The following is a 21119-nucleotide window of genomic DNA, read 5'->3' on the forward strand; positions in this document are numbered from 1 at the left end:
GAGCGGCGCCGGGGCGGTCAGACGCACGGAGGTAACGGCAGAGCGCGCCGCGGCTCGGGGCGCCGCCGCTGCGAGGACATCAGCACGATGGCCGTCACCGACAGAAGGATCAGTACTGTCGCGTATCCGTGCGGCCACAGTCCCGTCACCCAGGGCCGGCCGGCGAGGGTGGAGAAGCCCTTGGACCTGCGGACCTGCCTGTAGGCGCTGCTGCCCGGTGTCTCCGTCACCAACGTCCAACCGTCCGGGGTGGAACGACCTTCCGGAGCAAAGGACGGTCGCTGAGATGGCGTACTGAACGAAGTTTCCAAGGAGGGCGTGAACACCGTGTCGCCGGGCACAAGGGCTATTGCACCGAGGTCCTGGCATTCGGAGCTGGTCGGGATCTACCCACCAAGGGACGAACTCAGGCCCTTGTGAAGCTCATACGCACACGCGCCTGAGCCGGATTTGACGATGGGGTTTAAAATGATCATTCTTGGGCTTATTCTGCTGATCATCGGCCTGCTTGTCGGCATGGGTCTGCTGACGACGATCGGTGGCATCCTCATTCTGGTTGGCGCCATCCTGTGGATCCTGGGTGCGACCGGTCGCGCGGTCGGTGGACGCAAGCACTTCTTCTAAAGTCAGGGAGCCTCACCAACTCTTTGCGGCGAGTGACGTGTCCATGGCCCCCTCCGCGTCGGAAAGTCCCCGTGAGGAGCTTTCGGACCATTCGAGGCCGGGACGAGGTGAGAGCCCGGCCAGAGAGACAGTTGGGAACCCCGTGGGCGGAGCCATGCGCCGACCGCGCCCTGTCTCGTTGGCGATGAGTTTGCCCTGAGCCGGGCCCTGCCCGCCGGTCGTCGAGCGCAGAGCCTGGCTGCGGGGTGAGGCGGATGCTGTCGCTTCAATACAGGAAGCGACCGGCGTGCTGCATCGGTGCCCAGAGTGCCCACCCGATCAAGCTGAACCCCGTGCAGGAGCGCCTGGGGCGCAGGATGGAACGGGCCCCGGAACACGGTGCGCTCGGGCCCGTCCAGGGGGATGCGGGCGCTTCAGCCGACGGTCACCAGCACACGTCGCACCGTCGGACTGCCTGGCCACTCGGTCGGAGTAGTACTCGAAGATGTCCCGTCGGCATACGCGGGAGTACGAACGGTTCATCAAGCACTCCGAGAGCCTGATCACCCGGGCGGCCATCACCGTCATGACCAGGCGCCTCACCCGCACTGAAGAGATGGGCCCGCTCATCCGGGACTGGGAACGGCAGCCGCTGCGGCATGGCCGTCCCACAGTCTCGCAGCTGCGTTTCCTTGGCGGCAGCGGCTTTTTCCCAGCCGTCGCGCTGCGTGCCGGTCGGCAACTCTTCCTGAGACGTTAAACTCCGGGTAATCAATATCTGTTCCCGAGGGATCAGATTTTGGGGGGCCGTGCGGCGGGAGTTTTTGCCGCGAGGAGCAGCGTGGAATTGTCCAACGCACAAGGGTCGTTCCGGCGTGCTACTGTCGTTCTCAGTTGCAGTTGTGGTTCCCAAAGCTTCAAGTGCCCCCACCAGGCTTCTGCCGGTCGGAGCGCTTTTGTATTTCCGGTCATTTCCGGGCGGGGTAATCATCGCGGCGACACGGCGTCCGCGTGGTGCGGATGCCGATGCACTGCCCCAAAGGAGATATGACATGGCTGCTGGTACCGTGAAGTGGTTCAACGCGGAAAAGGGCTTCGGCTTCATCGAGCAGGACGGTGGCGGCGCCGACGTGTTCGCCCACTACTCGAACATTGCCGCGCAGGGCTTCCGTGAGCTGCTCGAGGGCCAGAAGGTGACCTTCGATATCGCGCAGGGCCAGAAGGGCCCGACGGCCGAGAACATCGTTCCGGCCTGACGCTCACGCACAGACTGCAGCTGGGGCCCGCATCCTTCGGGGTGCGGGCCCCAGCTGCACGCGTATCCCGCAGCGGTTTCACCCGCGGGACGACCCGGAGGAATCCGCAGTACCACCGTAAGCGGTTCCTCCCTCGGGACGCAGGCGCATGAAGCGCTGCACCGCAGCCGACCCCCGGATCGCAAGGTCCCGATCGCGTCACCCATTTCAACAACTGTGCCCACGGACGTTTTCGCCGGCCAGATCTGCTTTCTTTTGCCACCGGTCCATACTTGTAATTCTCCGTGCCGTTCATGGGAATTCCTTGATATGTGCCACATCGAGGAAGGTTCCGCATGAACCGCGCGTACACGAATGACCGCCCCGCCCGCACCCGTGAAGGCCGTGCCGGCGCCGGAAGGGGCGGCAGCGGCTACGGCTCGCAGGCACCGCGCCGTACCGGCGCCCCCGTCCGCTCCGGCGGTTACGGCCGTCGGCCCGCCGCAGCGCAGGGTGAGTTCGCGCTGCCCAGGACGATCACCCCCGCGCTGCCCGCCGTCGAGGGCTTCGCCGATCTCGACATGCCCGAGCAGCTCCTGGCCGAACTCGGACGGCAGGGTGTGACCGTACCGTTCCCGATCCAGGGAGCGACGCTGCCGAACTCCCTTGCGGGCCGTGACGTGCTGGGCCGCGGGCGCACCGGTTCTGGCAAGACCCTGGCCTTCGGCCTCGCCCTGCTCGCCCGCACCGCTGGACAGCGTGCCGAGCCCCGTCAGCCCCTGGGGCTGATCCTCGTACCCACGCGTGAGCTGGCTCAGCAGGTGACCGGCGCGCTGACCCCGTACGCCCGGTCCGTGCGGCTGCGGCTGGCCACGGTGGTGGGCGGCATGTCGATCGGCAGGCAGGCCAGTGCGCTGCGCGGCGGAGCCGAGGTCGTCGTCGCGACCCCGGGGCGGCTCAAGGACCTCATCGACCGTGGCGACTGCCGGCTGAACCACGTGGGCATCACGGTGCTGGACGAGGCAGACCAGATGGCCGACATGGGTTTCATGCCGCAGGTCACCGCGTTGCTCGACCAGGTGCGTCCGGAGGGGCAGCGGATGCTGTTCTCGGCCACCTTGGACCGTAACGTCGACCTGCTGGTGCGCCGCTATCTGACCGACCCCGTCGTGCATTCGGTCGACCCGTCGGCAGGTGCGGTCACGACGATGGAGCACCACGTCCTGCACGTCCACGGCGCCGACAAGCACGCCGCCACGACCGAGATCGCCGCCCGCGACGGCCGCGTGATCATGTTCCTGGACACCAAGCACGCCGTCGACCGGCTGACCCAGGACCTGCTCAACAGCGGGGTACGGGCCGCCGCGCTGCACGGTGGCAAGTCGCAGCCGCAGCGCACCCGCACGCTGGAGCAGTTCAAGACGGGGCACGTCACCGTGCTGGTGGCGACCAACGTCGCGGCGCGCGGCATCCACGTCGACAACCTCGACCTGGTCGTCAACGTCGATCCGCCGACCGACCACAAGGACTACCTCCACCGCGGTGGCCGTACCGCCCGCGCCGGCGAGTCCGGCAGCGTCGTCACCCTGGTCACGCCGAACCAGCGCCGAGGCGTGGTCCGTCTGATGTCGGACGCCGGAATCCGGCCGCAGACCACCCAGGTCCGCTCGGGCGACGAGGCCCTGAGCCGGATCACCGGCGCCCAGGCCCCGTCCGGCATCCCGGTCGTCATCACCGCACCGGTGGTCGAACGCCCCAAGCGCAGCGCCACCTCCCGAGGCCGACGCCGCCCCGCCTCGGCGACTAGGCGCACCCCCGTACGCCAGCCCGGCTTCGGCGCGGCGGCCTAGAACTCTCGGGATCAGGAAGCGCACTCATCTCTGCAGAAGGCACCTTGTGACGCTGGTTCACCGCTGAGACACCTCGCCCCTGGTCGGACCGTTCTTTCCTTCCTCGCCACCTACTGACCCCGCGACAGTGTTCCGGTCCGCCGCTCATCGCCCACGTCGCCGCGCGTTGGACCGCGGCGGACCGGGCGGTCGCCGAGGCATCGCCCCGCGCGTGAAAGTCGAGGCGGAAGACATCAGGCGGATGGTTCGCTGTGGCGCATCACGCGTACGCCGGTGGAGGGGTCAGGGATACGAGGTTGTACTCGCCGTCGTTTGCCCTGAAAGTCGGCATCGCCGCGCTCGCGGCCGGCCTGTGGTCTTCCCTCGCCACCCTGGCCCTGATCGCGCTGCCTTGTACGGTGCTCTGTCCGGCCCAGCGACGGCGCGCCGCGCGAGGCCAGAGGCCGCCACCTCCACGTGGCCGCGGCGAACCGGCCCCGCGGGTACGGGCGGTCAGCCGCAGGTACGAGAAGACCGACTCATTCCCGGTGCGCAGGCTTCGTCAGCTCTGCGTTGAACTGAGCGCCGATCAGGAGGGACAGATTAGAGAGCCACAGCCAGACCAGGAACACCACGACGCCTGCCAGTGAACCGTACAGACGGTCATAGGTGCTGACCAGGGAGGTGTAGATGGCGAATCCGAGTGAGACGGTCAGCAGGAGCGCCACCGCCAGTGTGCCGCCGGGCGCCATCCTCCGGACAGGGCGGGAGGACGCCGGTCCTGACCGGTACAGGACGAGCACCAAGGTGACGGCTACGGCGGCCACGACCGGCCACCGCAGCGTGTCCCAGGTGGCCTGGGGCCCGGTGCCCAGACTCAGAGCCTGACCCAGACGCCGGGCCATGCCGCCGGTGAGCAACAACGCCAGGGTCGACGTCAGAAGCAGGGAGCTCAGGACGAGTGCTGTGGCGATGATGCGCGGAGCGGTACGCCAGACCGGCCGGTCCGCGCTGATCCGATGCATGGAATACAACGCTCGGCGGAAGACGCTCAGATAGCTGCATCCCGACCACAGGGCTCCCGCCCCTCCGGCGAAGATCAGCGTCCATGCCGCCGTCGGCTGGGCGACCATCTGCCGCAGGGTGCTGCGCAGCAGAGCGCGGGACTCGGCCGGGGCCGCCTGCGTCATGCGGTCGATGACCTCCGGCTTGGCCGTGGGCATGGTCAGACCCAGGATCGAGAGGATCACCAGCAGCAACGGGAACAGGGCCAGAACCGCATAGTAGGTCAGCGCAGCGGCCCAGTCCGTGACGTCGTCGTTCCAGACGGCCACCGGCGTCCGGCGCAACGCCACCCACCACCGAGCCGTGTGACCGTCTGCATCATCCATGACGCGGATGCTCTCACTCTTCGTCCTGGGGCCACCATCCAGCACTGGGGGCGGCAGGACCCGGCACGCGTGCCGGGTTACCCGACGTGCTTGGGAAGGCGGGACGGTCACGGGGCCACGGTCCTTGGCACCGCGCGGTGAACAGAGCGTGGAGATTCTCCTGTCCCTGTGCGCGAGGTGTCTCTATGACCGGCGCGGCGCAGCGTTCAGTATTGTTCGGTCTCCACGAAACCCCCGTCCGAGTCGTCGTCCGCACCGAGTGCGGCGGCGGTCGGGTTGAATCCGGGCGGGCTGTCCTTGAGGCCCAGGCCCAGACCGGCCAGCTTCGCCTTGACCTCGTCGATGGACTTCGCACCGAAGTTGCGGATGTCCATGAGGTCGGCCTCGGAGCGCGCGAGGAGCTCGCCGACGGAGTGGACGCCTTCACGCTTGAGGCAGTTGTACGACCGGACGGTGAGCTCGAGCTCCTCGATCGGCAGGGCGAGGTCGGCGGCCAGGGCGGCGTCCGTGGGGGACGGGCCCATGTCGATGCCCTCGGCGTCGATGTTGAGCTCGCGGGCGAGACCGAACAGCTCGACCAGGGTCTTACCGGCGGACGCCATGGCGTCACGCGGGCGCATGGCCTGCTTGGTCTCGACGTCGACGATCAGCTTGTCGAAGTCGGTCCGCTGCTCGACACGCGTGGCCTCGACCTTGTAGGTGACCTTGAGCACCGGCGAGTAGATCGAGTCGACCGGGATGCGCCCGATCTCCTGACCGACCTGCTTGTTCTGCACGGCGGAGACGTAACCGCGGCCACGCTCGACCGTGAGCTCCATCTCCAGCTTGCCCTTGCCGTTCAGCGTGGCGAGGACGAGGTCGGGGTTGTGCACCTCGACACCGGCCGGGGGCGCGATGTCAGCGGCGGTGACCAGCCCCGGACCCTGCTTGCGCAGGTACATCACGACCGGCTCGTCGTGCTCCGAGGAGACGACCAGCTGCTTGATATTGAGGATCAGGTCGGTGACGTCCTCCTTGACGCCCGGCACGGTGGTGAACTCGTGCAGCACGCCGTCGATGCGGATGGACGTGACCGCCGCACCCGGGATCGAGGACAGGAGGGTCCGGCGCAGGGAGTTGCCGAGGGTGTAACCGAAGCCCGGCTCCAGCGGCTCGATCACGAACCGGGAGCGGAACTCGTCGACGACCTCTTCGGTCAAAGACGGACGCTGAGCAATCAGCACGGGGTGTTGCCTCCAGTGGTTTTGGCGCCCGCTCTGTGACGCCGTCGACACACGAAGAGTACGAGCGATACGGATGCAACTCTGGGAAATAGCACCTGGAGTGGTCCATCAGCCACAGTGACGACCACGGCCAAGATCGGCACGGAGACGACGGCCCTCAGGGCCTCAGCGTGTAGCGCGACCCATATCCGCGATGGCACCGTGCATGTCACCAGGGGCGTCGTTCGGCACAGCCACCTGGGTGCATCCCCCCCGCGTGGCGGTGGGGCAGAACCGTCCGAATACACGCCGACCGGAAGATCGGCATCGGCATGCTCATCCGCCCGGCGCTGCGGTGTGCCACGGCGGACTCCAGAGGGCGGTCCGCCAGGAACTCACCCCCGACGCCCGGTACGCCCGTCTTCACCCGCCTGCGCCACGACCCGCGCACCCAGGCGTACTGCGAACGCCGCACCCAGGAGGGCAAGACCCGACGTGAGAGCATCCGATGCCTCGAGCGATATGCCGCCCGAGAGGTCTTCAACCTGGTCAGACCGGTTTCCCGCGCCCCCGCGTTAGAGGGGCGTCCGTGATACGTGAGAGGGTCTGGGGCGTGAGTGAGACACCGTCGAACACCCTGCAATACCGCTTTGACGGGCCAGAAGAGGCTCCCGTCCTGATCCTGGGTCCCTCCCTCGGTACCACCTGGCACATGTGGGACCGGCAGATCCCCGAACTGACGCAGCAGTGGCGAGTCTTCCGCTTCGACCTGCCCGGGCACGGCGGCGCCCCCGCCCACCCGGCGGGCTCGGTCGGCGACCTCACCACCCGGCTGCTCGCCACGCTCGACGCGCTCGGCGTGCAGCGCTTCGGCTACGCCGGCTGCGCACTCGGCGGCGCTGTCGGCGTCGAGCTGGCGCTGCGCCACCCCGAACGCCTCGCCTCCCTCGCGCTGATCGCGGCCTCGCCGCGCTTCGGCACGGCGGACGAGTTCCGTCAGAGAGGCGTGATCGTCCGCACCAACGGTCTCGACCCCATCGCCCGCACCTCGCCCGACCGCTGGTTCACCACCGGCTTCGCCGCCGCCCAGCCCGCGATCACCGAGTGGGCCGTGCAGATGGTGCGCACCACCGACCCCGGCTGTTACATCGCGGCCTGCGAGGCGCTCGCCTCGTTCGACGTGCGCGCCGAACTCGGACGGGTCGGCGTCCCGACGCTGGTCCTCGTCGGTTCCGACGACCAGGTCACCGGGCCCGCCGAGGCCCGCACCCTGGTCGCCGGCATCCCGGACGCCCGCCTCGCCGTCGTGCCCGGCGCCTCCCACCTGGTCCCGGTGGAGCAGCCCGCGGCCGTCACCGACCTGCTGGTGCGACACTTCTCCACCGCCTGGCAGCCCGCCTACGACCACGGCACCGGCCAGACCGTCATGCCCGGCGTGCAGCTCAAGCCGGTCCTCGCCGCGCCCCCGCAGCCCGTGCCGATCGCCGAGATCGCGCCCGCCGCCCCGATGGCCCCGCCGCAGGCGGTGGGGCGCCCCGACCCCTACGACGCCGGCCTGAAGGTGCGCCGCGAGGTCCTCGGCGACGCCCACGTGGACCGGGCGCTGGCCCAGGCCGACGACTTCTCCGGCGACTTCCAGGAGTTCATCACCCGCTACGCCTGGGGCGAGGTCTGGGACCGCCCGGGCCTCGACCGGCGCTCGCGTTCCTGCGTGACGCTCACCGCACTGGTCGCCGGCGGCCACCTCGAGGAGCTGGCCTTCCACGTCCGCGCCGCGCTGCGCAACGGCCTCACCCCGAACGAGATCAAGGAGGTCCTGCTCCAGGCCGCGGTGTACTGCGGCGTACCGGCGGCGAACAGCGCCTTCCGGGTGGCGCAGCAGGTCATCCGCGAGGAGACCACCCCCTCCGTCTGACCCGGGCGCGCGCCCCGGGGCAGGATGGACCCATGACGCCGACGACGCCCATGAAGCTCACGAAGAAGTCGCACGCCTGCGTCCGTCTGGAGAAGGACGGACGCACGCTCGTCCTCGACCCGGGCGGGTTCACCGAGGAGGACGCCGCGATCGGCGCGGACGTCATCCTCGTCACGCACGAGCACCCCGACCACTTCAGCGAGGAGCGGCTGCGGGCGGCCCTGGAGTCCGACCCGGCCGCCGAGATCTGGACCCTGAGGTCGGTCGCGGAGAGGATCTCCGCCGCGTTCCCGGGCCGTGTGCACACCGTCGGCCACGGCGACACCTTCACCGCCGCCGGTTTCGACGTGCAGGTCCACGGCGAGCTGCACGCCGTGATCCACCCGGACCTGCCGCGCATCACCAACGTCGGCTACCTGATCGACGGCGGACGCGTCTTCCACCCCGGCGACGCCCTCACCGTCCCCGACCACCCCGTGCAGACCCTGCTGGCTCCGGTCCAGGCCCCGTGGAGCAAGATCTCCGAGGTCATCGACTACGTGCGCGAGGTGCGGCCGCAGCGCGTCCACGACATCCACGACGCCCTCCTCACCGACCTCGCCCGCCCGATCTACGACACCCACCTGGGCAACCTCGGCGGCGCCGACCACGACCGGCTGGCGCCGGGAGCCTCGAGGCAGGTCTGACGGACCGCGTTGTCAGAGGGTCCGGGTAGGTTGTGGGACATGCGCATCGCGACCTGGAACGTGAACTCGATCACCGCCCGCCTGCCGCGGCTCCTGGCCTGGCTGGAGAGCAGCGGCACCGACGTGCTGTGCCTCCAGGAGGCCAAGGTCGCCGAGGAGCAGTTCCCGCTCGACCAGCTGCGCGAGCTGGGCTACGAGGCGGCGGTCCACGCGACGGGCCGGTGGAACGGCGTGGCGGTGCTCTCCCGGGTCGGCCTGGAGGACGTGGTCAAGGGTCTGCCCGGCGATCCCGGTTACGACGGCGTGCGCGAGCCGCGGGCGATCTCCGCGACCTGCGGCCCGGTCCGCGTCTGGTCGGTGTACGTGCCGAACGGCCGGGAGGTGGACCACCCGCACTACGCCTACAAGCTCCAGTGGTTCGAGGCCCTGAAGGCCGCCGTCGCGGGCGACGCCGGGGGCGGCCGTCCCTTCGCGGTGATGGGCGACTACAACGTGGCGCCGACCGACGACGACGTCTTCGACCCGGCCTTCTTCGAGGGCTCCACCCACGTCACCCCCGCCGAGCGTGCCGCCCTCGCCTCCCTGCGCGAGGCGGGCCTCTCGGACGTCGTCCCGCGCCCCCTGAAGTACGAGCACCCCTTCACGTACTGGGACTACCGCCAGCTCTGCTTCCCCAAGAACCGCGGCATGCGCATCGACCTGGTCTACGGCAACGCGCCGTTCGCCAAGGCGGTGAAGGACGCCTACGTCGACCGTGAGGAACGCAAGGGCAAGGGCGCCTCGGACCACGCGCCGGTCGTCGTCGACCTGGAGGTGTAGCCCGCGGGAGCGGGCGGGCCGCCGCCGGGCCGGGGGCGCGGTGGCGGCGGCCGGAGCAGCGGGCCGCCCGCGCGCCTGTGGTGCGCACGCCGGTGCGAATGTCAGGCTTGGCGTATGAACATCCCCTTTCTGGGCGGCAGGCGCAAGAAGCACGCTGACGCGGCGCTGGTCGCCGACCCCGAGGGGGTCGCCGGACTCCTGTCCGAGTGCGAGCTGCTGCGGTCCCTCGCGGCCGGGGAGGGCGTCCGGCTCGACGACACGGTCGCCTCGTTGGAGGCGCTCGACCAGTTGCTGCCGCGCTGGCGCGACGACGAGGAGGTCCTGCCGTGGCTCGGCAACGACGCGGGCCTCTACCTCGGCACGGTCATCGTGCGCACCGTGCCCGGCGCCGTCTGGCAGGTCTGGCCCGGCGACCGGCCCGTCGTACGGCTGCTGTCCGGCCGCGAGTTCGACGTGGTGAGCGGCGGACAGGAGTGGGCGGCGAACGGGGTCCCCGAGCTGTCCCAGCTGTACGCCGAGGCCGCGGAGAACTGAACCTCCGACCGTGGACGCCGCCTGCACTCCGGCCCCTTGCGCCCCGAGCCCCGCGTAAATACGGCTAATGCCTCCGAGGTGCGTGTCGGGTCCGGGGCGGGGGCCCGGGCGGATAGGTTCTTGCGGCCACCACGGGACAGCTGAGAGTGAGTAGGGCTGCGCATGGCCGTCGATCCGCTGATCGAGCTGCGTGACGTCAACAAGTACTTCGGGGACCTGCATGTCCTGCGTGACATCGACCTCACCGTCGGTAGGGGGGAGGTGGTCGTGGTCATCGGCCCGTCCGGGTCGGGGAAGTCGACGCTCTGCCGGGCGATCAACCGGCTGGAGACCATTCGTTCGGGAACGATCCTGCTGGACGGCAGGCCGCTGCCCGAGGAGGGCAGGGAACTGGCGAGACTGCGCGCCGACGTCGGCATGGTCTTCCAGTCCTTCAACCTGTTCGCGCACAAGACGGTCCTGCAGAACGTCACCCTGGGCCAGATCAAGGTCCGTGGGACCGGCAAGCGCGAGGCCGAGGAGAAGGCCCGCGCCCTGCTCGACCGGGTCGGCGTGGCCGGCCAGGCCGACAAGTACCCGGCGCAGCTCTCCGGCGGCCAGCAGCAGCGCGTGGCCATCGCCCGCGCCCTCGCGATGGAACCCAAGGTGATGCTGTTCGACGAGCCCACCTCGGCCCTCGACCCCGAGATGATCAACGAGGTGCTGGAGGTCATGCGGCAACTCGCCCGCGAGGGCATGACCATGGTGGTCGTCACCCATGAGATGGGCTTCGCGCGTTCGGCGGCCAACCGCGTGGTGTTCATGGCCGACGGCCGTGTCGTCGAGGACCGCAGCCCGGACGAGTTCTTCACCGACCCGCACAGCGACCGGGCCCGGGACTTCCTCTCCAAGATCCTCAAGCATTAGGGGTCCTTGCACGATGAGTGCCCGGCGGACGTCACCCGCCGCGGCACAGGCGTCGGGCGCCGGTCGGGCGGCCGGGGGGACGCACCGCTCGGCGCCCGCGCGGACCTCGACTACGATGTGCCGTTCACCCCGCACAAGCGGGTGTTGGTGCCGACCAGCAGCAGTTCACAGAGCCCTGCCCGCCCGGCCGCGGCCGGAGATCACTGCTCGCGCAGCGGAATCGACACGTATGACGGGTCGTTCGCCGGCGAGGAGAAGGTCAGCCGTGCGCCGGACGGGTTGTGCTCGATGTAGAGCGGGTCGACCGTGTCGACGACCAGGGCGAGCCGGTGCCCGGCCGGGACGTCGTAGGCCGTGGAGAACAACTCCAGGTCCACGCCGAACGGCGTGCCCGGCGTCCGCCCGTGGAAGGTGTACGGCGCGTGGCTGACCAGCTTGCCGAGGCCGAGCGGCCCCACGTCGTAGAGGTGGGCGACGAGCGTGCCGCTCTCCTCGGTCGGCGTGAGCGTGGTGTGCAACCGCGCGGTACCGCGGACGTGTTGGGCCGTGGCGTACTTCCCTGACTGCCAGACGGCGGCCCAGCGGCGGGGGAGCAGCGGGATCGACGCGACGGGCGGCAGGTGGGCCACCTGGTCGAGGATGCTCGACAGGAACACCGTCCCGCCGTTCGCGCCCGAGTCGACGTTCGTGCGGACCGTGGCCGTCCCCGCGAGGTCGATCTTGCGGCTGGTGGCGGCCACCGACTTCCAGTCCGGATAGCCCTCGTAGCCGCCCGTGGAGCGGGACTTGAGCCGGACCGGCTGTTCCCGGTCGATGCCGTTGGCCTCGCCCTTGAGGTAGCGGTCGAACCAGCGCTCGGTGTCGGTCCACACGTCGTTGGGCAGCCCGAACAGGCCGGTGAGTTCGGCGGTGGCGTGGTCACCGGGGCGGAACTCCAGCCGCTTGGGGCCCTTCAGCTTCTCGTAGAAGTCCGCGTACTGGTTCGGCGGGAAGATCGTGTCGCCCCAGGCGTTGGCGAGCAGGACGGCCGGCGCGTTGCGGTTGAGCTGGTCCAGGTACGAGGCGGCCGAACGTTTCCTCCCCCAGTCGAGGAGGTTCTGCTCCGCGGTGAGGTCGGAGGAGTAGAAGTCCTCGAAGACCTGGCGCAGTTCGGGGCCGGGACGGCCGGTGACCGTGCCGGCGGCGTCCAGCAGTCCGGCGGCCTGCACGTGCTGGGTGCGCCCGGAGTAGATCGAGCCGATGAGGTCCGCCCAGCCGCTGAGCGCGGCGACGGCCTTGACGCGCGGGTCGTGGGCGGCGGCGAGCAGGCTGATGCCGGCGCCGTAGGAGACGCCGCCCATGCCGATGTGCGCGGGGTCCGCGGGGGTGTTGGCGAGGGCCCAGTCGACGACCTTGGCGGCGTCGGCCACGTCGGGCGGTCCCGCGACTTCTATCTCGCCGCCCGACTGCCAGAAGCCCCGCACGTTGTAGGTGAGCACGACGTAGCCGGAGTCGGCGAGCTTCCTGGCCTGGGCGAGGTACTCGATCTGCGGCAGTCCCCAGCTCGTGGGGAACACGATGAGCGGGTAGCGGCGCGTGCCGTCGGCGCCCGCGGGGGTGAGGACGTTCGCCTTGAGGACCGTGCCGCCCTCGCCGGCGATGTCGACGAAGCGGATACCGGACGGGGCCGCCTGCGCGGCGGGGGCGAGACCGAGGACGCCACCGGCGACCAGGGTCGCGGAGACGACGCCCACGGCGGTCGTACGCAGGGCCTTGCGGTGGTGGCGCACGGTCACTCCTCACGCGTGTCAGTGCAAAGTGACCAGACGGTAACCGCCTCGCCTTACCCTAGGTAACCCGTCGGTAAGTTACGTGCCAGTAACGATTGTTGTGATGTGAACGAAGTCAGGATGCGCGGTGCGGGGCGCGTGAAGGGTCCGCCTGGGCCGGCAGCGGCGCACGGGCCGCCCGGGTCACGTCGGCGACCAGTTCGACGACGTCCGGGCCGTAGGCCTGCGAGTTGACGACCTTCAGCAGCAGCACGAAGGAGTCGTTGCGGTGCTTGCGGGACAACCGCTCGTGGTGGCGGGCGAGATAGCGGGTGGCGGCCTGGTTGGTGATCGCGCGTTGTCCGCAGAACAGGAACACGGGCCGGCTCAGCCGGGGCTCGCCCGCCGTGAGCCGGGCCAGCAGCACGTACTCGGCGACGCCCGCTTCCATGCGGTAGCGCTCACCGCCGATCTGGAACGCGCCCCGGTCCGGCCCCGGTTCGGGATCGACGTTGACCCGCACGCCGGGCAGCATCGCCGCCATGTGCGCCACCATGCGGCGATTGGACCCCGGGCCGCCCACACAGAACTCGGTGCGCTCACCCACGCCCTGATGGACCGCGTCCTGCGTGACCACGTGGAAGCGGGCGCCGCACTCCTTGATCAGCGCGGACAGCTCCAGCAGCGCGAACACGTCGAAGCGGTGGACCGAGGGATCCGCGGTGGCCGGATCGCGGTTGACCACCAGCAGCGACTCGGAGTTGTCGGGCAGTCCGAAGAAGGCCTGCTTGCGACGGAGCCCGCGCCGCCAGAGGGAGGTGCGGGCCAGCCAGCCGAGCGCGGCGCTGATGCCGGCCGCCACCACGCCCAGGACTATGTTGCGCACGTCGTCGTTCATGGGCGCGCATGCTAGCGGGGATGCGCAAACCCGTGTCCGACACGGTGTCTTCGGGCTCCTGACGGGCCGTCGGTGATGCAATAGGCTGCGCGAACGGTCCCGGACTGGAGGTACGGATGCGTCGCCCTGTCGCACGGAAACTGTCGGTCCTGGCGGTCTCGGCCGCCGTCGTCTCGGTGGGTGCCACCGCGCCGCCCCCCGTCGCCCCGGACCGGGCGGTGGAGAAGGTCCCGGTCGCCGTCGGCTACGGCGGGGCCGTCGCCAGCGTCGACGCGGACGCCTCCGCGGCGGGCATCGAGGTGCTCCGCAAGGGCGGCAACGCCGTCGACGCGGCCGTCGCCACCGCCGCCGCCCTCGGCGTCACCGAGCCCTACTCCGCCGGCATCGGCGGGGGCGGCTACTTCGTCTACTACGACGCCGGGTCGCGCACGGTGCACACGATCGACGGCCGCGAGACGGCGCCGCTGAGCGCCGACGCGCGGCTGTTCGTCGAGAACGGCAAGCCCCTCGCCTTCGCCGACGCGGTCAGCAGCGGCCTCGCGGTCGGCACCCCGGGCACGCCCGCCACCTGGGCCACCGCGCTGGACAAGTGGGGCAGCCGCAAGCTCGGCACGGTCCTTGGACCCGCCGAGCGCCTCGCCCGCGGCGGCTTCACCGTCGACGCCACCTTCCGCAGCCAGACCGCCGCCAACGAGACCCGCTTCCGCTACTTCCCCGACACCGCCGAGTTGTTCCTGCCCGGCGGGCGGCTGCCGGTCGTCGGCTCGACCTTCAAGAACCCCGACCTGGCCCGCACCTACGCCGAACTGGGGCGCAAGGGCGTCGGGGCGCTCTACCGCGGGGACATCGGCGACGACATCGTCGACACCGTCAACAAGCCGCCCGTGGACCCGGACTCCGGCTGGAACGCCCGCCCCGGCGACCTGACGCACAAGGACCTCGCGTCCTACCGCGCCAAGCTCCAGGCGCCGTCGAGGACGACCTACCGGGGCCTCGGCGTCTACTCCATCGCGCCCTCCTCATCCGGCGGCACCACCGTCGGCGAGGCGCTCAACATCCTCGAGCGGACCGACCTGTCGAAGGCCGCAGAGGCCCAGTACCTGCACCGGTTCATCGAGGCCAGCCGCATCGCGTTCGCCGACCGCGGGCGCTGGGTCGGCGACCCCGCCTTCGAGTCCGTACCGACGAGGGAGCTGCTGTCGCAGCGGTACGCCGACTCGCGGGAATGCCTCATCAAGGACGACGCCGTCCTCACCAGTCCGGTCGCGCCCGGCGACCCGCGCCACCCGGCGGCCTGCGCCGGCGGCGGCACGGCCGCGCCGACGACGTACGAGGGCGAGAACACCACGCACCTGACCGTCGCCGACAAGTGGGGCAACGTCGTCTCCTACACGCTCACCATCGAGCAGACCGGCGGCAGCGGCATCACCGTCCCCGGACGCGGGTTCATCCTCAACAACGAGCTGACGGACTTCTCCTTCGCCCCGGCCAACCCGGCCGTCCACGACCCGAACCTGCCGGGCCCGGGCAAGCGGCCGCGGTCGTCGATCTCGCCCACGATCGTGCTCGACCGGCACGACAAGCCCGTGGTGGCGCTCGGCTCACCGGGCGGCGCGACCATCATCACCACCGTGCTGCAGACCCTCACCGGGTTCCTCGACCGCGGGCTGCCGCTCGTCGACGCGATCGCCGCTCCCCGGGCCAGCCAGCGCAACACCGCCCAGACCGACCTCGAACCCGGCCTCCAGGGCACCGAGGTGGCCAGGCAGCTCGAGGCCATCGGGCACTCCTTCAAACCGAACCCCGAGATCGGCGCCGCGACCGGCGTGCAGCGGCTGCCGGGCGGCAGGTGGCTGGCCGCCGCCGAGACCGTCCGGCGCGGCGGCGGGTCGGCGCAGGTGGTGTACCCGGCGTCATAGCTCCGCGGCCGGGACGGGCGGCTCGGTGCGGAACGCGAGCCGCCCGTCCCGCACCTCCACCAGCACCCGGTCGCCCTCCTTCACCCGGCCGTCGAGCAGCAGCCGGGACATCTGGTTGTCGACCTCGCGCTGGATGGTGCGGCGCAGCGGGCGCGCGCCGTACTCGGGCTGGTAGCCGCGCTCGGCGAGCCAGTCGACGGCCGGGCCGCTGAACTCCACCGCGACGCCCTGGGCGTGCAGCAGCCGGCGGGTCCGCTCCAGCAACAGGTCGGTGATCTCCCGCAGCTGCTCGTCCGTGAGCTGCCGGAAGACGACGATCTCGTCGATGCGGTTGAGGAACTCCGGCCGGAAGTGCTCGCGCAGCGGCCGCAGGATCTGCTCGCGGCGGGCCTCCTCGTCGGCGTCGGCGCCGCCCGGCCCGAAGCCGATGCCGGCGCCCCGCCGGGTGATCACCTCGGAGCCCAGGTTGCTGGTCATCACGATGACCGTGTTGGTGAAGTCGACGGTGCGCCCCTGGGAGTCGGTGAGCCGTCCGTCGTCGAGGACCTGGAGCAGGATGTTGAAGACGTCCGGGTGCGCCTTCTCCACCTCGTCCAGCAGGAGCAGGGAGTACGGGTGCCGGCGCACCACCTCGGTGAGCTGGCCCGCCTCCTCGTGGCCGACGTAGCCGGGCGGCGCCCCGACCAGACGGCTGACGGTGTGCCGCTCCTGGTACTCGCTCATGTCGAGGCGGACCATCCGCTCCTCGCTGCCGAACAGGGCCTCCGCGAGCGCGCGGGCCAGTTCGGTCTTGCCCACGCCGGTCGGGCCGAGGAACAGGAAGCTGCCGATCGGCCGGTCGGGGCTCGCGAGCCCGGCGCGCGAACGCAGCACGGCGTCCGCGACGACCCGCACCGCCTCGTCCTGGCCGACGACCCGTTCGTGCAGATGCCCCTCCAGGCCGAGCAGCCGGTCCTTCTCCTCCTGGGTGAGGCTCGCGACGGGGATGCCGGTCTGCCGGGACACCACCTCGGCGACGGCCTCGGCCGTGACCTCCAGGTGCTGGCCCTCGTCGGCCTCGCCGTCACGGCTCGTGTCCGCGATGCGCTGCTTGAGCTCCGCGATGCGGTCGCGCAGTCGGGTCGCCTGCTCGTACTGCTCGTCGGCGACCGCCTGGTCCTTGTCGCGGGCGAGCTGTTCCACCTCGCGTTCCATGGCGCGCACGTCGGTGCCCTTCGTGCGGGCGCCCAGCCGCACCCGGGCACCGGCCTGGTCGATCAGGTCGATGGCCTTGTCCGGCAGCCGCCGGTCGGTGAGGTACCGGTCGGACAGCTCCACGGCCGCCACCAGCGCCTCGTCGGTGTACCGGACCTGGTGGTGGGCCTCGTAGCGGTCCTGGAGCCCGCGCAGGATCTCCAGGGCGTCCGCGACCGACGGCTCGGGCACCAGGATCGGCTGGAAGCGGCGGGCGAGGGCCGCGTCCTTCTCGATGCGCCGGTACTCCTCCAGCGTCGTCGCGCCGGCGACGTGCAGCTCGCCCCGCGCCAGCGCGGGCTTGAGGATGTTGCCGGCGTCCATGGCGCCGCCCTCGCCGCCCCCGCCCGCCCCGACGACGGTGTGCAGTTCGTCGATGAAGACGATCAGCTGGTCGGAGTGGGAGCGGATCTCGTTCACGATGGTGTTGAGGCGTTCCTCGAAGTCGCCCCGGTAGCGGGTGCCGGCGACCACGCCGGTCAGGTCCAGGGCGACCACCCGGCGCCCGGTCAGGACGTCCGGCACGTCACCGTCCGCGATCCGCTGCGCGAGCCCCTCCACGACGGCGGTCTTGCCGACGCCCGCGTCCCCGATCAGCACCGGGTTGTTCTTGCCGCGCCGGGAGAGCACCTCGATGGTCTGCTCGATCTCGTCGTCCCGGCCGATCACCGGGTCGATCCGGCCCTGGCGGGCCAGCTCGGTGAGGTCGCGGCCGTACTTGTCCAGGGTGGGTGTGGTGGCGGGCCAGGGGCGCTCCGGGCGGGCCTGGGCGGCCTCCGGGGGCTCGGTCGGGCCGCTCGCCGGCGCGAAGCGCGCCGCGTTCAGGATGTGCCCGGCCGCGGAGTCGGGGTTCGCCGCGAGGGCGCTGAGCACGTGCTCCGGGCCGATGTAGCCGGCGCCGCGGGAGCGGGCCAGGTCGTGGGCGTCGAGCAGGGCGCGCTTGGCGGCCGGGGTGAGCGACAGCGAGGTCGGCGGAGGCGCCTCGCCCGGCGGGTGCTGGACCGGGCCGGACCGCTCGTCGATCTCCGACGCGAGCGAGTCGGGGTCCGCGCCGGAGCGGCTGAGGAGCGTACGGGTCGGCTCCGCCGACAGGGCCGCCCGCAGCAGGTGCTCGGTGTCCAGGTCGCGGCTGCCGTGCTCGGCCGCGTACTGGGCCGCGCCGCGGACCAGCTCCCTGGCCGGCTGACTGAGGAGCTGGCCGATGTTGATCTGGCGGGGTCCGGGGCGGGGCCCGCCGAAGAAGCGGGCCAGGAATTCACCGAAGGGGTCGCCCTCCGGGCCGATGTAGCCGCTGGTCATGGCGTTCCGTTCCATCGACTGCCTTGCGGGTGCGGACGGGTTTCCTGTCCGGGGCCGGGCTACACCACGATGGCATGTTCCCGCGGGGGCGGCATGTTCAGCGGGACGCCCGGTGCGGCGCCCCCGACCCCGCCCGCTCGCGCGCCGTGAGGATCCGCGGTCCGCTCTCGGTGATCGCCACCGTGTGTTCGGCGTGGGCCGCACGGGAACCGTCGTTCGTCCTGAGGGTCCAGCCGTCGGGGGCCTCGTGGTGGCCGTCGCCGCCGCCGGCGATCAGCATCGGCTCGATCGCCAGGACCATGCCGTGCCGCAGGGGCAGGCCCCGGCCGGGGCGGCCCTCGTTGGGGACCGGCGGGTCCTCGTGCATACGGCGGCCCACGCCGTGGCCGCCGAAGCCGTCCGGGACGCCGTAACCGGCCCCGCGGCACACCAGGCCGACGGCGTGGGCGATGTCGCCGATACGGTTGCCGACGACCGCCGCCTCGATGCCCGCCGCGAGGGCCCGCTCCGCCGTCTCGATCAGACGGAGGTCGGCGGGGCGCGGCCGTCCCACGGTGAAGCTGACCGCGGAGTCGCCCACCCAGCCGTTCAGCTCCGCGCCGACGTCGATCGAGACCAGGTCGCCGTCGCGCAGGCGGTAACGGGTCGGGATGCCGTGCACGATCGCGTCGTTCACGGACGCGCAGACCACCGCCGGGAAGGGCGTGGCGGCGAAGGCCGGCCGATAGCCGAGGAAGGGCGAGGTCGCGCCCGCCTCGCGCACCACGCCGTGCGCCACCTCGTCCAGCTCCAGCAGGGAAACGCCCACGTCAGCGGCCTCGCGTACGGCTGTGAGGGCGCGGGCGACAACCTGGCCCGCCTCGTGCATCGCGTCGATCGACGCGTCTGTCTTCAGTTCCACCATGCCAATTACTATACCGGTATTAGAATGACGGCATGGTACGCACCCCGCTGACCCCCGAAGAACGCGAACGCGGCGAGCGGCTCGGACAGCTGCTCCGCGAGGCCCGAGGCGGCCGGAGCATGACGGAGGTCGCGGCGCGCGCGGGCATCTCCGCCGAGACCCTCCGCAAGATCGAGACCGGCCGCGCCCCCACCCCGGCCTTCTTCACGGTGGCCGCGCTCGCCCGCGCGCTGGGCCTGTCCATGGACGACCTCGCGGGCCGGTGCGCGCTCGCGCAGATGTCCGGGGCGGCGGTCCCCGGGGTGCGGTGACGGCCCGTCGGCACGGGAGGACGCGCGAGGGGCGGCGCCGGCGCGCGCACGGGAGGGGCACGCCCGAAGGAGTCCGCTGCGCCCCCTTCGAAAAGTGGTCGTAGCGGCGCTGTAACACGACTGGTGTTTTCTACGGACCGGAGTGTTCCGGTCGGGCGGGAGTCGGGCGATGACTGTGGATCAACTCCCGCTCGCAGTGCGGGAGTTCGTGAACTACCTGGATGTCCTGCTGGCGCGTCTGGACCAGGGGTCCGGATGGTGCGCGGTGTTCTGGCAGCGCGACCCGGACGGGATGCGGGCCTGTCTCGACGGGCGGGAGATGCCGCCCTGGGACGTGGTGGAGGCGCTTCTGCAGGACCTCGCCGCCGAGCACGGCACCGCCCTCGCCGCGCAGGAGGCCGAACGGGCCCGGCCGCTGCACGTCGCCGCCCTCGTCGCCCACGACCGCCGGCCCGGCGCCCGCGACGCCCTCGGCGACCGCCTCGACGTGATGCTCCGCGAGCAGCGCTACGCCGTCGAACGGCAGGCCGACCTGGGCCGCAGGCTCACCACGGCCACCACCCACGAGGAGGCCGAGGCCCTGCGCCTGGACCTCGCCTGGGCCCACGACGACCACGAACGCGCGACCGCCCGCTGCGCCGAACTGCGCCACCGCATCGCCGAGCTGGACCGGCGGGCGGGAGGCGGGCCGGTGCGGGAGACACGGACGGCCCGGTGGACCGGGGCCGGCCCCGAACCGTCCCGGCGGCTCTCCCCGGACGCCGGGACCGCCGCCCCGGCCGAGGCCGCGCCCGAGGACACCGACCCGCCCGCCGCCGTCCCCAAGCAGCGCAGACGGCGTCGGGGCGGCGCCCGCTTCGCCGGAATCGCCGAGCAGGCCGCCCCCGTCGTCGTCCCGCCCGCAGCCGGGACCGCGGCGCCCGCCCCCGCAGCCCCCTCCCGCCGCGGCCCGCGCGGGGCCCGCTTCGCCGGGGCCGCCGAGAGCGTGGAGCAGCACCCCGAGCCGCAGACGGCCGAGCCACCGGACACGGCGGCGCGGCGGGAGAGCGCCGACGCGGTGACCCGGCTGGTCGCGCTGCGGGCCGAGGGGCGCAGCGGGGAGGCGCACGCCCTGCTCGCCGAGCTCGCCCACTGGCCCGCCGCCCGCATCCCGCTGCTCGCCGCCGACCTGCGGCACGCCGGCCTCACCGCCGACTGGACGACCCTGCTCTGGGAGGCCGCCTCCCTGCCCGCCGACCGGCTCGTCGCCGCCGCGGACGCCCTCGCCGAAGCGGGCCGCGCGACCGACGCGGAACAGATCCTGCGGCAGGGTGTCGCCCGCCCGGCCGACGAGGTCGGCGAGGCCGTGCGCGGGCTCGTGGACCAGGGCCGCCACCGCGAGGCACACGCCCTCCTCGACGCCTACGTCCGCGTCCGCACCCCCGAGGAGGCCGCCCGCAGCGCCGCCCCCGCCCCGCAGACCCTCGTCCCGCTCCTCCTGCGCAGCGCCCGCACGGTCTCCGAACAGTGCCACTGGGACCTGGTGCACGCCCTGCGCGTGGCCGGGTTCACCGCGTAGCGGCCCCGTGCCCCTACGCCGTCCGCCCCACGACTCACCCACAGGAGTGTGAAACGCGATCGACTCCGGCACTTGACGGCGATGGTCTTGGCAAGGCCGTCCGGGAGGCTTACGTTCGTCCCTCTACAG

Annotated in this window: 18 protein-coding genes; 11 read left to right on the forward strand and 7 right to left on the reverse strand. The window is 71.5% G+C overall.

The window, feature by feature from the left end; genetic code table 11:
• Positions 1–17: 17 nt before the first annotated feature.
• Positions 18–230 (reverse strand): hypothetical protein, encoded by a 213-nt coding sequence (locus ACZ4YY_RS04805; RefSeq protein ID WP_468283848.1) that lies wholly within the window; start codon positions 228–230, stop codon positions 18–20.
• Positions 231–468: 238 nt separating this feature from the next.
• On the opposite strand from ACZ4YY_RS04805, the gene ACZ4YY_RS04810 reads away from it, so the two are divergent.
• The 3 genes from ACZ4YY_RS04810 (at position 469) to ACZ4YY_RS04820 (ending at position 3688) form a co-directional block, all read left to right on the forward strand.
• Positions 469–624, forward strand: a complete 156-nt coding sequence (locus ACZ4YY_RS04810; protein WP_010059700.1) for a hypothetical protein — start codon at positions 469–471, stop codon at positions 622–624.
• Positions 625–1655: 1031 nt separating this feature from the next.
• Positions 1656–1859: a cold-shock protein gene (locus ACZ4YY_RS04815; protein ID WP_023586116.1), complete on the forward strand. Its 204-nt coding sequence runs from the start codon at positions 1656–1658 to the stop codon at positions 1857–1859.
• 335 nt (positions 1860–2194) lie between these two features.
• Positions 2195–3688 (forward strand): DEAD/DEAH box helicase, encoded by a 1494-nt coding sequence (locus tag ACZ4YY_RS04820; RefSeq protein ID WP_468283850.1) that lies wholly within the window; start codon positions 2195–2197, stop codon positions 3686–3688.
• A 518-nt stretch (positions 3689–4206) separates the two neighbouring features.
• Here the strand turns inward: ACZ4YY_RS04820 and ACZ4YY_RS04825 are convergent.
• Both ACZ4YY_RS04825 and ACZ4YY_RS04830 read right to left on the reverse strand, forming a co-directional pair.
• A complete protein-coding gene (locus ACZ4YY_RS04825; RefSeq protein ID WP_468283852.1) occupies positions 4207–5058 on the reverse strand; it encodes a YihY/virulence factor BrkB family protein in 852 nt (283 codons plus the stop codon).
• Between the two features lie 206 nt (positions 5059–5264).
• Positions 5265–6281: a DNA-directed RNA polymerase subunit alpha gene (locus ACZ4YY_RS04830; protein ID WP_097221737.1), complete on the reverse strand. Its 1017-nt coding sequence runs from the start codon at positions 6279–6281 to the stop codon at positions 5265–5267.
• 592 nt (positions 6282–6873) lie between these two features.
• Here ACZ4YY_RS04830 and pcaDC point away from each other — a divergent pair.
• The 5 genes from pcaDC to ACZ4YY_RS04855 all read left to right on the forward strand — a co-directional run bounded on the left by pcaDC (position 6874) and on the right by ACZ4YY_RS04855 (position 11120).
• The gene (gene pcaDC, locus ACZ4YY_RS04835) at positions 6874–8175 is read left to right on the forward strand and encodes a bifunctional 3-oxoadipate enol-lactonase/4-carboxymuconolactone decarboxylase PcaDC (RefSeq protein WP_468283854.1); all 1302 of its coding nucleotides are present in this window, start codon (positions 6874–6876) and stop codon (positions 8173–8175) included.
• Between the two features lie 50 nt (positions 8176–8225).
• Positions 8226–8861, forward strand: a complete 636-nt coding sequence (locus ACZ4YY_RS04840; protein WP_468284350.1) for an MBL fold metallo-hydrolase — start codon at positions 8226–8228, stop codon at positions 8859–8861.
• A 39-nt stretch (positions 8862–8900) separates the two neighbouring features.
• Complete coding sequence (locus tag ACZ4YY_RS04845; protein ID WP_468283856.1) at positions 8901–9680, forward strand: exodeoxyribonuclease III; 780 nt, start codon at positions 8901–8903, stop codon at positions 9678–9680.
• Positions 9681–9794: 114 nt separating this feature from the next.
• Complete coding sequence (locus tag ACZ4YY_RS04850) at positions 9795–10214, forward strand: DUF6278 family protein (RefSeq protein WP_468283858.1); 420 nt, start codon at positions 9795–9797, stop codon at positions 10212–10214.
• A 162-nt stretch (positions 10215–10376) separates the two neighbouring features.
• Positions 10377–11120: an amino acid ABC transporter ATP-binding protein gene (locus ACZ4YY_RS04855; RefSeq protein WP_468283860.1), complete on the forward strand. Its 744-nt coding sequence runs from the start codon at positions 10377–10379 to the stop codon at positions 11118–11120.
• Positions 11121–11320: 200 nt separating this feature from the next.
• Here ACZ4YY_RS04855 and ACZ4YY_RS04860 read toward each other — a convergent pair whose 3' ends face one another.
• Complete coding sequence (locus ACZ4YY_RS04860) at positions 11321–12889, reverse strand: alpha/beta fold hydrolase (RefSeq protein WP_468283862.1); 1569 nt, start codon at positions 12887–12889, stop codon at positions 11321–11323.
• Between the two features lie 115 nt (positions 12890–13004).
• Positions 13005–13766 carry a hypothetical protein gene (locus tag ACZ4YY_RS04865; RefSeq protein ID WP_468283864.1) on the reverse strand — a complete coding sequence of 254 codons (762 nt, stop codon included), beginning with the start codon at positions 13764–13766 and terminating at the stop codon, positions 13005–13007.
• Between the two features lie 116 nt (positions 13767–13882).
• Between ACZ4YY_RS04865 and ggt the strand changes: the two genes are divergently transcribed.
• Positions 13883–15685: a gamma-glutamyltransferase gene (gene ggt / locus ACZ4YY_RS04870; protein ID WP_468283866.1), complete on the forward strand. Its 1803-nt coding sequence runs from the start codon at positions 13883–13885 to the stop codon at positions 15683–15685.
• Here the strand turns inward: ggt and ACZ4YY_RS04875 are convergent.
• Both ACZ4YY_RS04875 and map read right to left on the reverse strand, forming a co-directional pair.
• Positions 15680–18217 carry an ATP-dependent Clp protease ATP-binding subunit gene (locus ACZ4YY_RS04875; RefSeq protein ID WP_468283868.1) on the reverse strand — a complete coding sequence of 846 codons (2538 nt, stop codon included), beginning with the start codon at positions 18215–18217 and terminating at the stop codon, positions 15680–15682. The two genes, ggt and ACZ4YY_RS04875, sit on opposite strands and share 6 nt — an antisense overlap.
• Before the next feature lie 97 nt (positions 18218–18314).
• The gene (gene map / locus ACZ4YY_RS04880) at positions 18315–19121 is read right to left on the reverse strand and encodes a type I methionyl aminopeptidase (RefSeq protein WP_468283870.1); all 807 of its coding nucleotides are present in this window, start codon (positions 19119–19121) and stop codon (positions 18315–18317) included.
• 32 nt (positions 19122–19153) lie between these two features.
• Here map and ACZ4YY_RS04885 point away from each other — a divergent pair, with 32 nt between their 5' ends.
• A complete protein-coding gene (locus ACZ4YY_RS04885; RefSeq protein ID WP_468283872.1) occupies positions 19154–19432 on the forward strand; it encodes a helix-turn-helix domain-containing protein in 279 nt (92 codons plus the stop codon).
• A 169-nt stretch (positions 19433–19601) separates the two neighbouring features.
• On the forward strand, positions 19602–20990 hold the full coding sequence (locus tag ACZ4YY_RS04890) for a hypothetical protein (RefSeq protein WP_468283874.1): 1389 nt from the start codon (positions 19602–19604) through the stop codon (positions 20988–20990).
• Positions 20991–21119: the final 129 nt, after the last annotated feature.

The organism is Streptomyces sp. NPDC030143 (genome assembly GCF_055573695.1).

Bases quoted from the DNA above. Each gene is read 5' to 3' on its own strand.
- ACZ4YY_RS04820 (WP_468283850.1), top strand. From the start codon at position 2,195: ATGAACCGCGCGTACACGAATGACCGCCCCGCCCGCACCCGTGAAGGC.
- ACZ4YY_RS04875 (WP_468283868.1), bottom strand. From the start codon at position 18,217: ATGACCAGCGGCTACATCGGCCCGGAGGGCGACCCCTTCGGTGAATTC.
- ggt (WP_468283866.1), top strand. From the start codon at position 13,883: ATGCGTCGCCCTGTCGCACGGAAACTGTCGGTCCTGGCGGTCTCGGCC.
- ACZ4YY_RS04885 (WP_468283872.1), top strand. From the start codon at position 19,154: ATGGTACGCACCCCGCTGACCCCCGAAGAACGCGAACGCGGCGAGCGG.
- ACZ4YY_RS04810 (WP_010059700.1), top strand. From the start codon at position 469: ATGATCATTCTTGGGCTTATTCTGCTGATCATCGGCCTGCTTGTCGGC.
- map (WP_468283870.1), bottom strand. From the start codon at position 19,121: ATGGTGGAACTGAAGACAGACGCGTCGATCGACGCGATGCACGAGGCG.
- ACZ4YY_RS04890 (WP_468283874.1), top strand. From the start codon at position 19,602: ATGACTGTGGATCAACTCCCGCTCGCAGTGCGGGAGTTCGTGAACTAC.
- ACZ4YY_RS04865 (WP_468283864.1), bottom strand. From the start codon at position 13,766: ATGAACGACGACGTGCGCAACATAGTCCTGGGCGTGGTGGCGGCCGGC.
- ACZ4YY_RS04840 (WP_468284350.1), top strand. From the start codon at position 8,226: ATGAAGCTCACGAAGAAGTCGCACGCCTGCGTCCGTCTGGAGAAGGAC.
- ACZ4YY_RS04845 (WP_468283856.1), top strand. From the start codon at position 8,901: ATGCGCATCGCGACCTGGAACGTGAACTCGATCACCGCCCGCCTGCCG.
- ACZ4YY_RS04825 (WP_468283852.1), bottom strand. From the start codon at position 5,058: ATGGATGATGCAGACGGTCACACGGCTCGGTGGTGGGTGGCGTTGCGC.
- ACZ4YY_RS04855 (WP_468283860.1), top strand. From the start codon at position 10,377: ATGGCCGTCGATCCGCTGATCGAGCTGCGTGACGTCAACAAGTACTTC.
- ACZ4YY_RS04815 (WP_023586116.1), top strand. From the start codon at position 1,656: ATGGCTGCTGGTACCGTGAAGTGGTTCAACGCGGAAAAGGGCTTCGGC.
- ACZ4YY_RS04850 (WP_468283858.1), top strand. From the start codon at position 9,795: ATGAACATCCCCTTTCTGGGCGGCAGGCGCAAGAAGCACGCTGACGCG.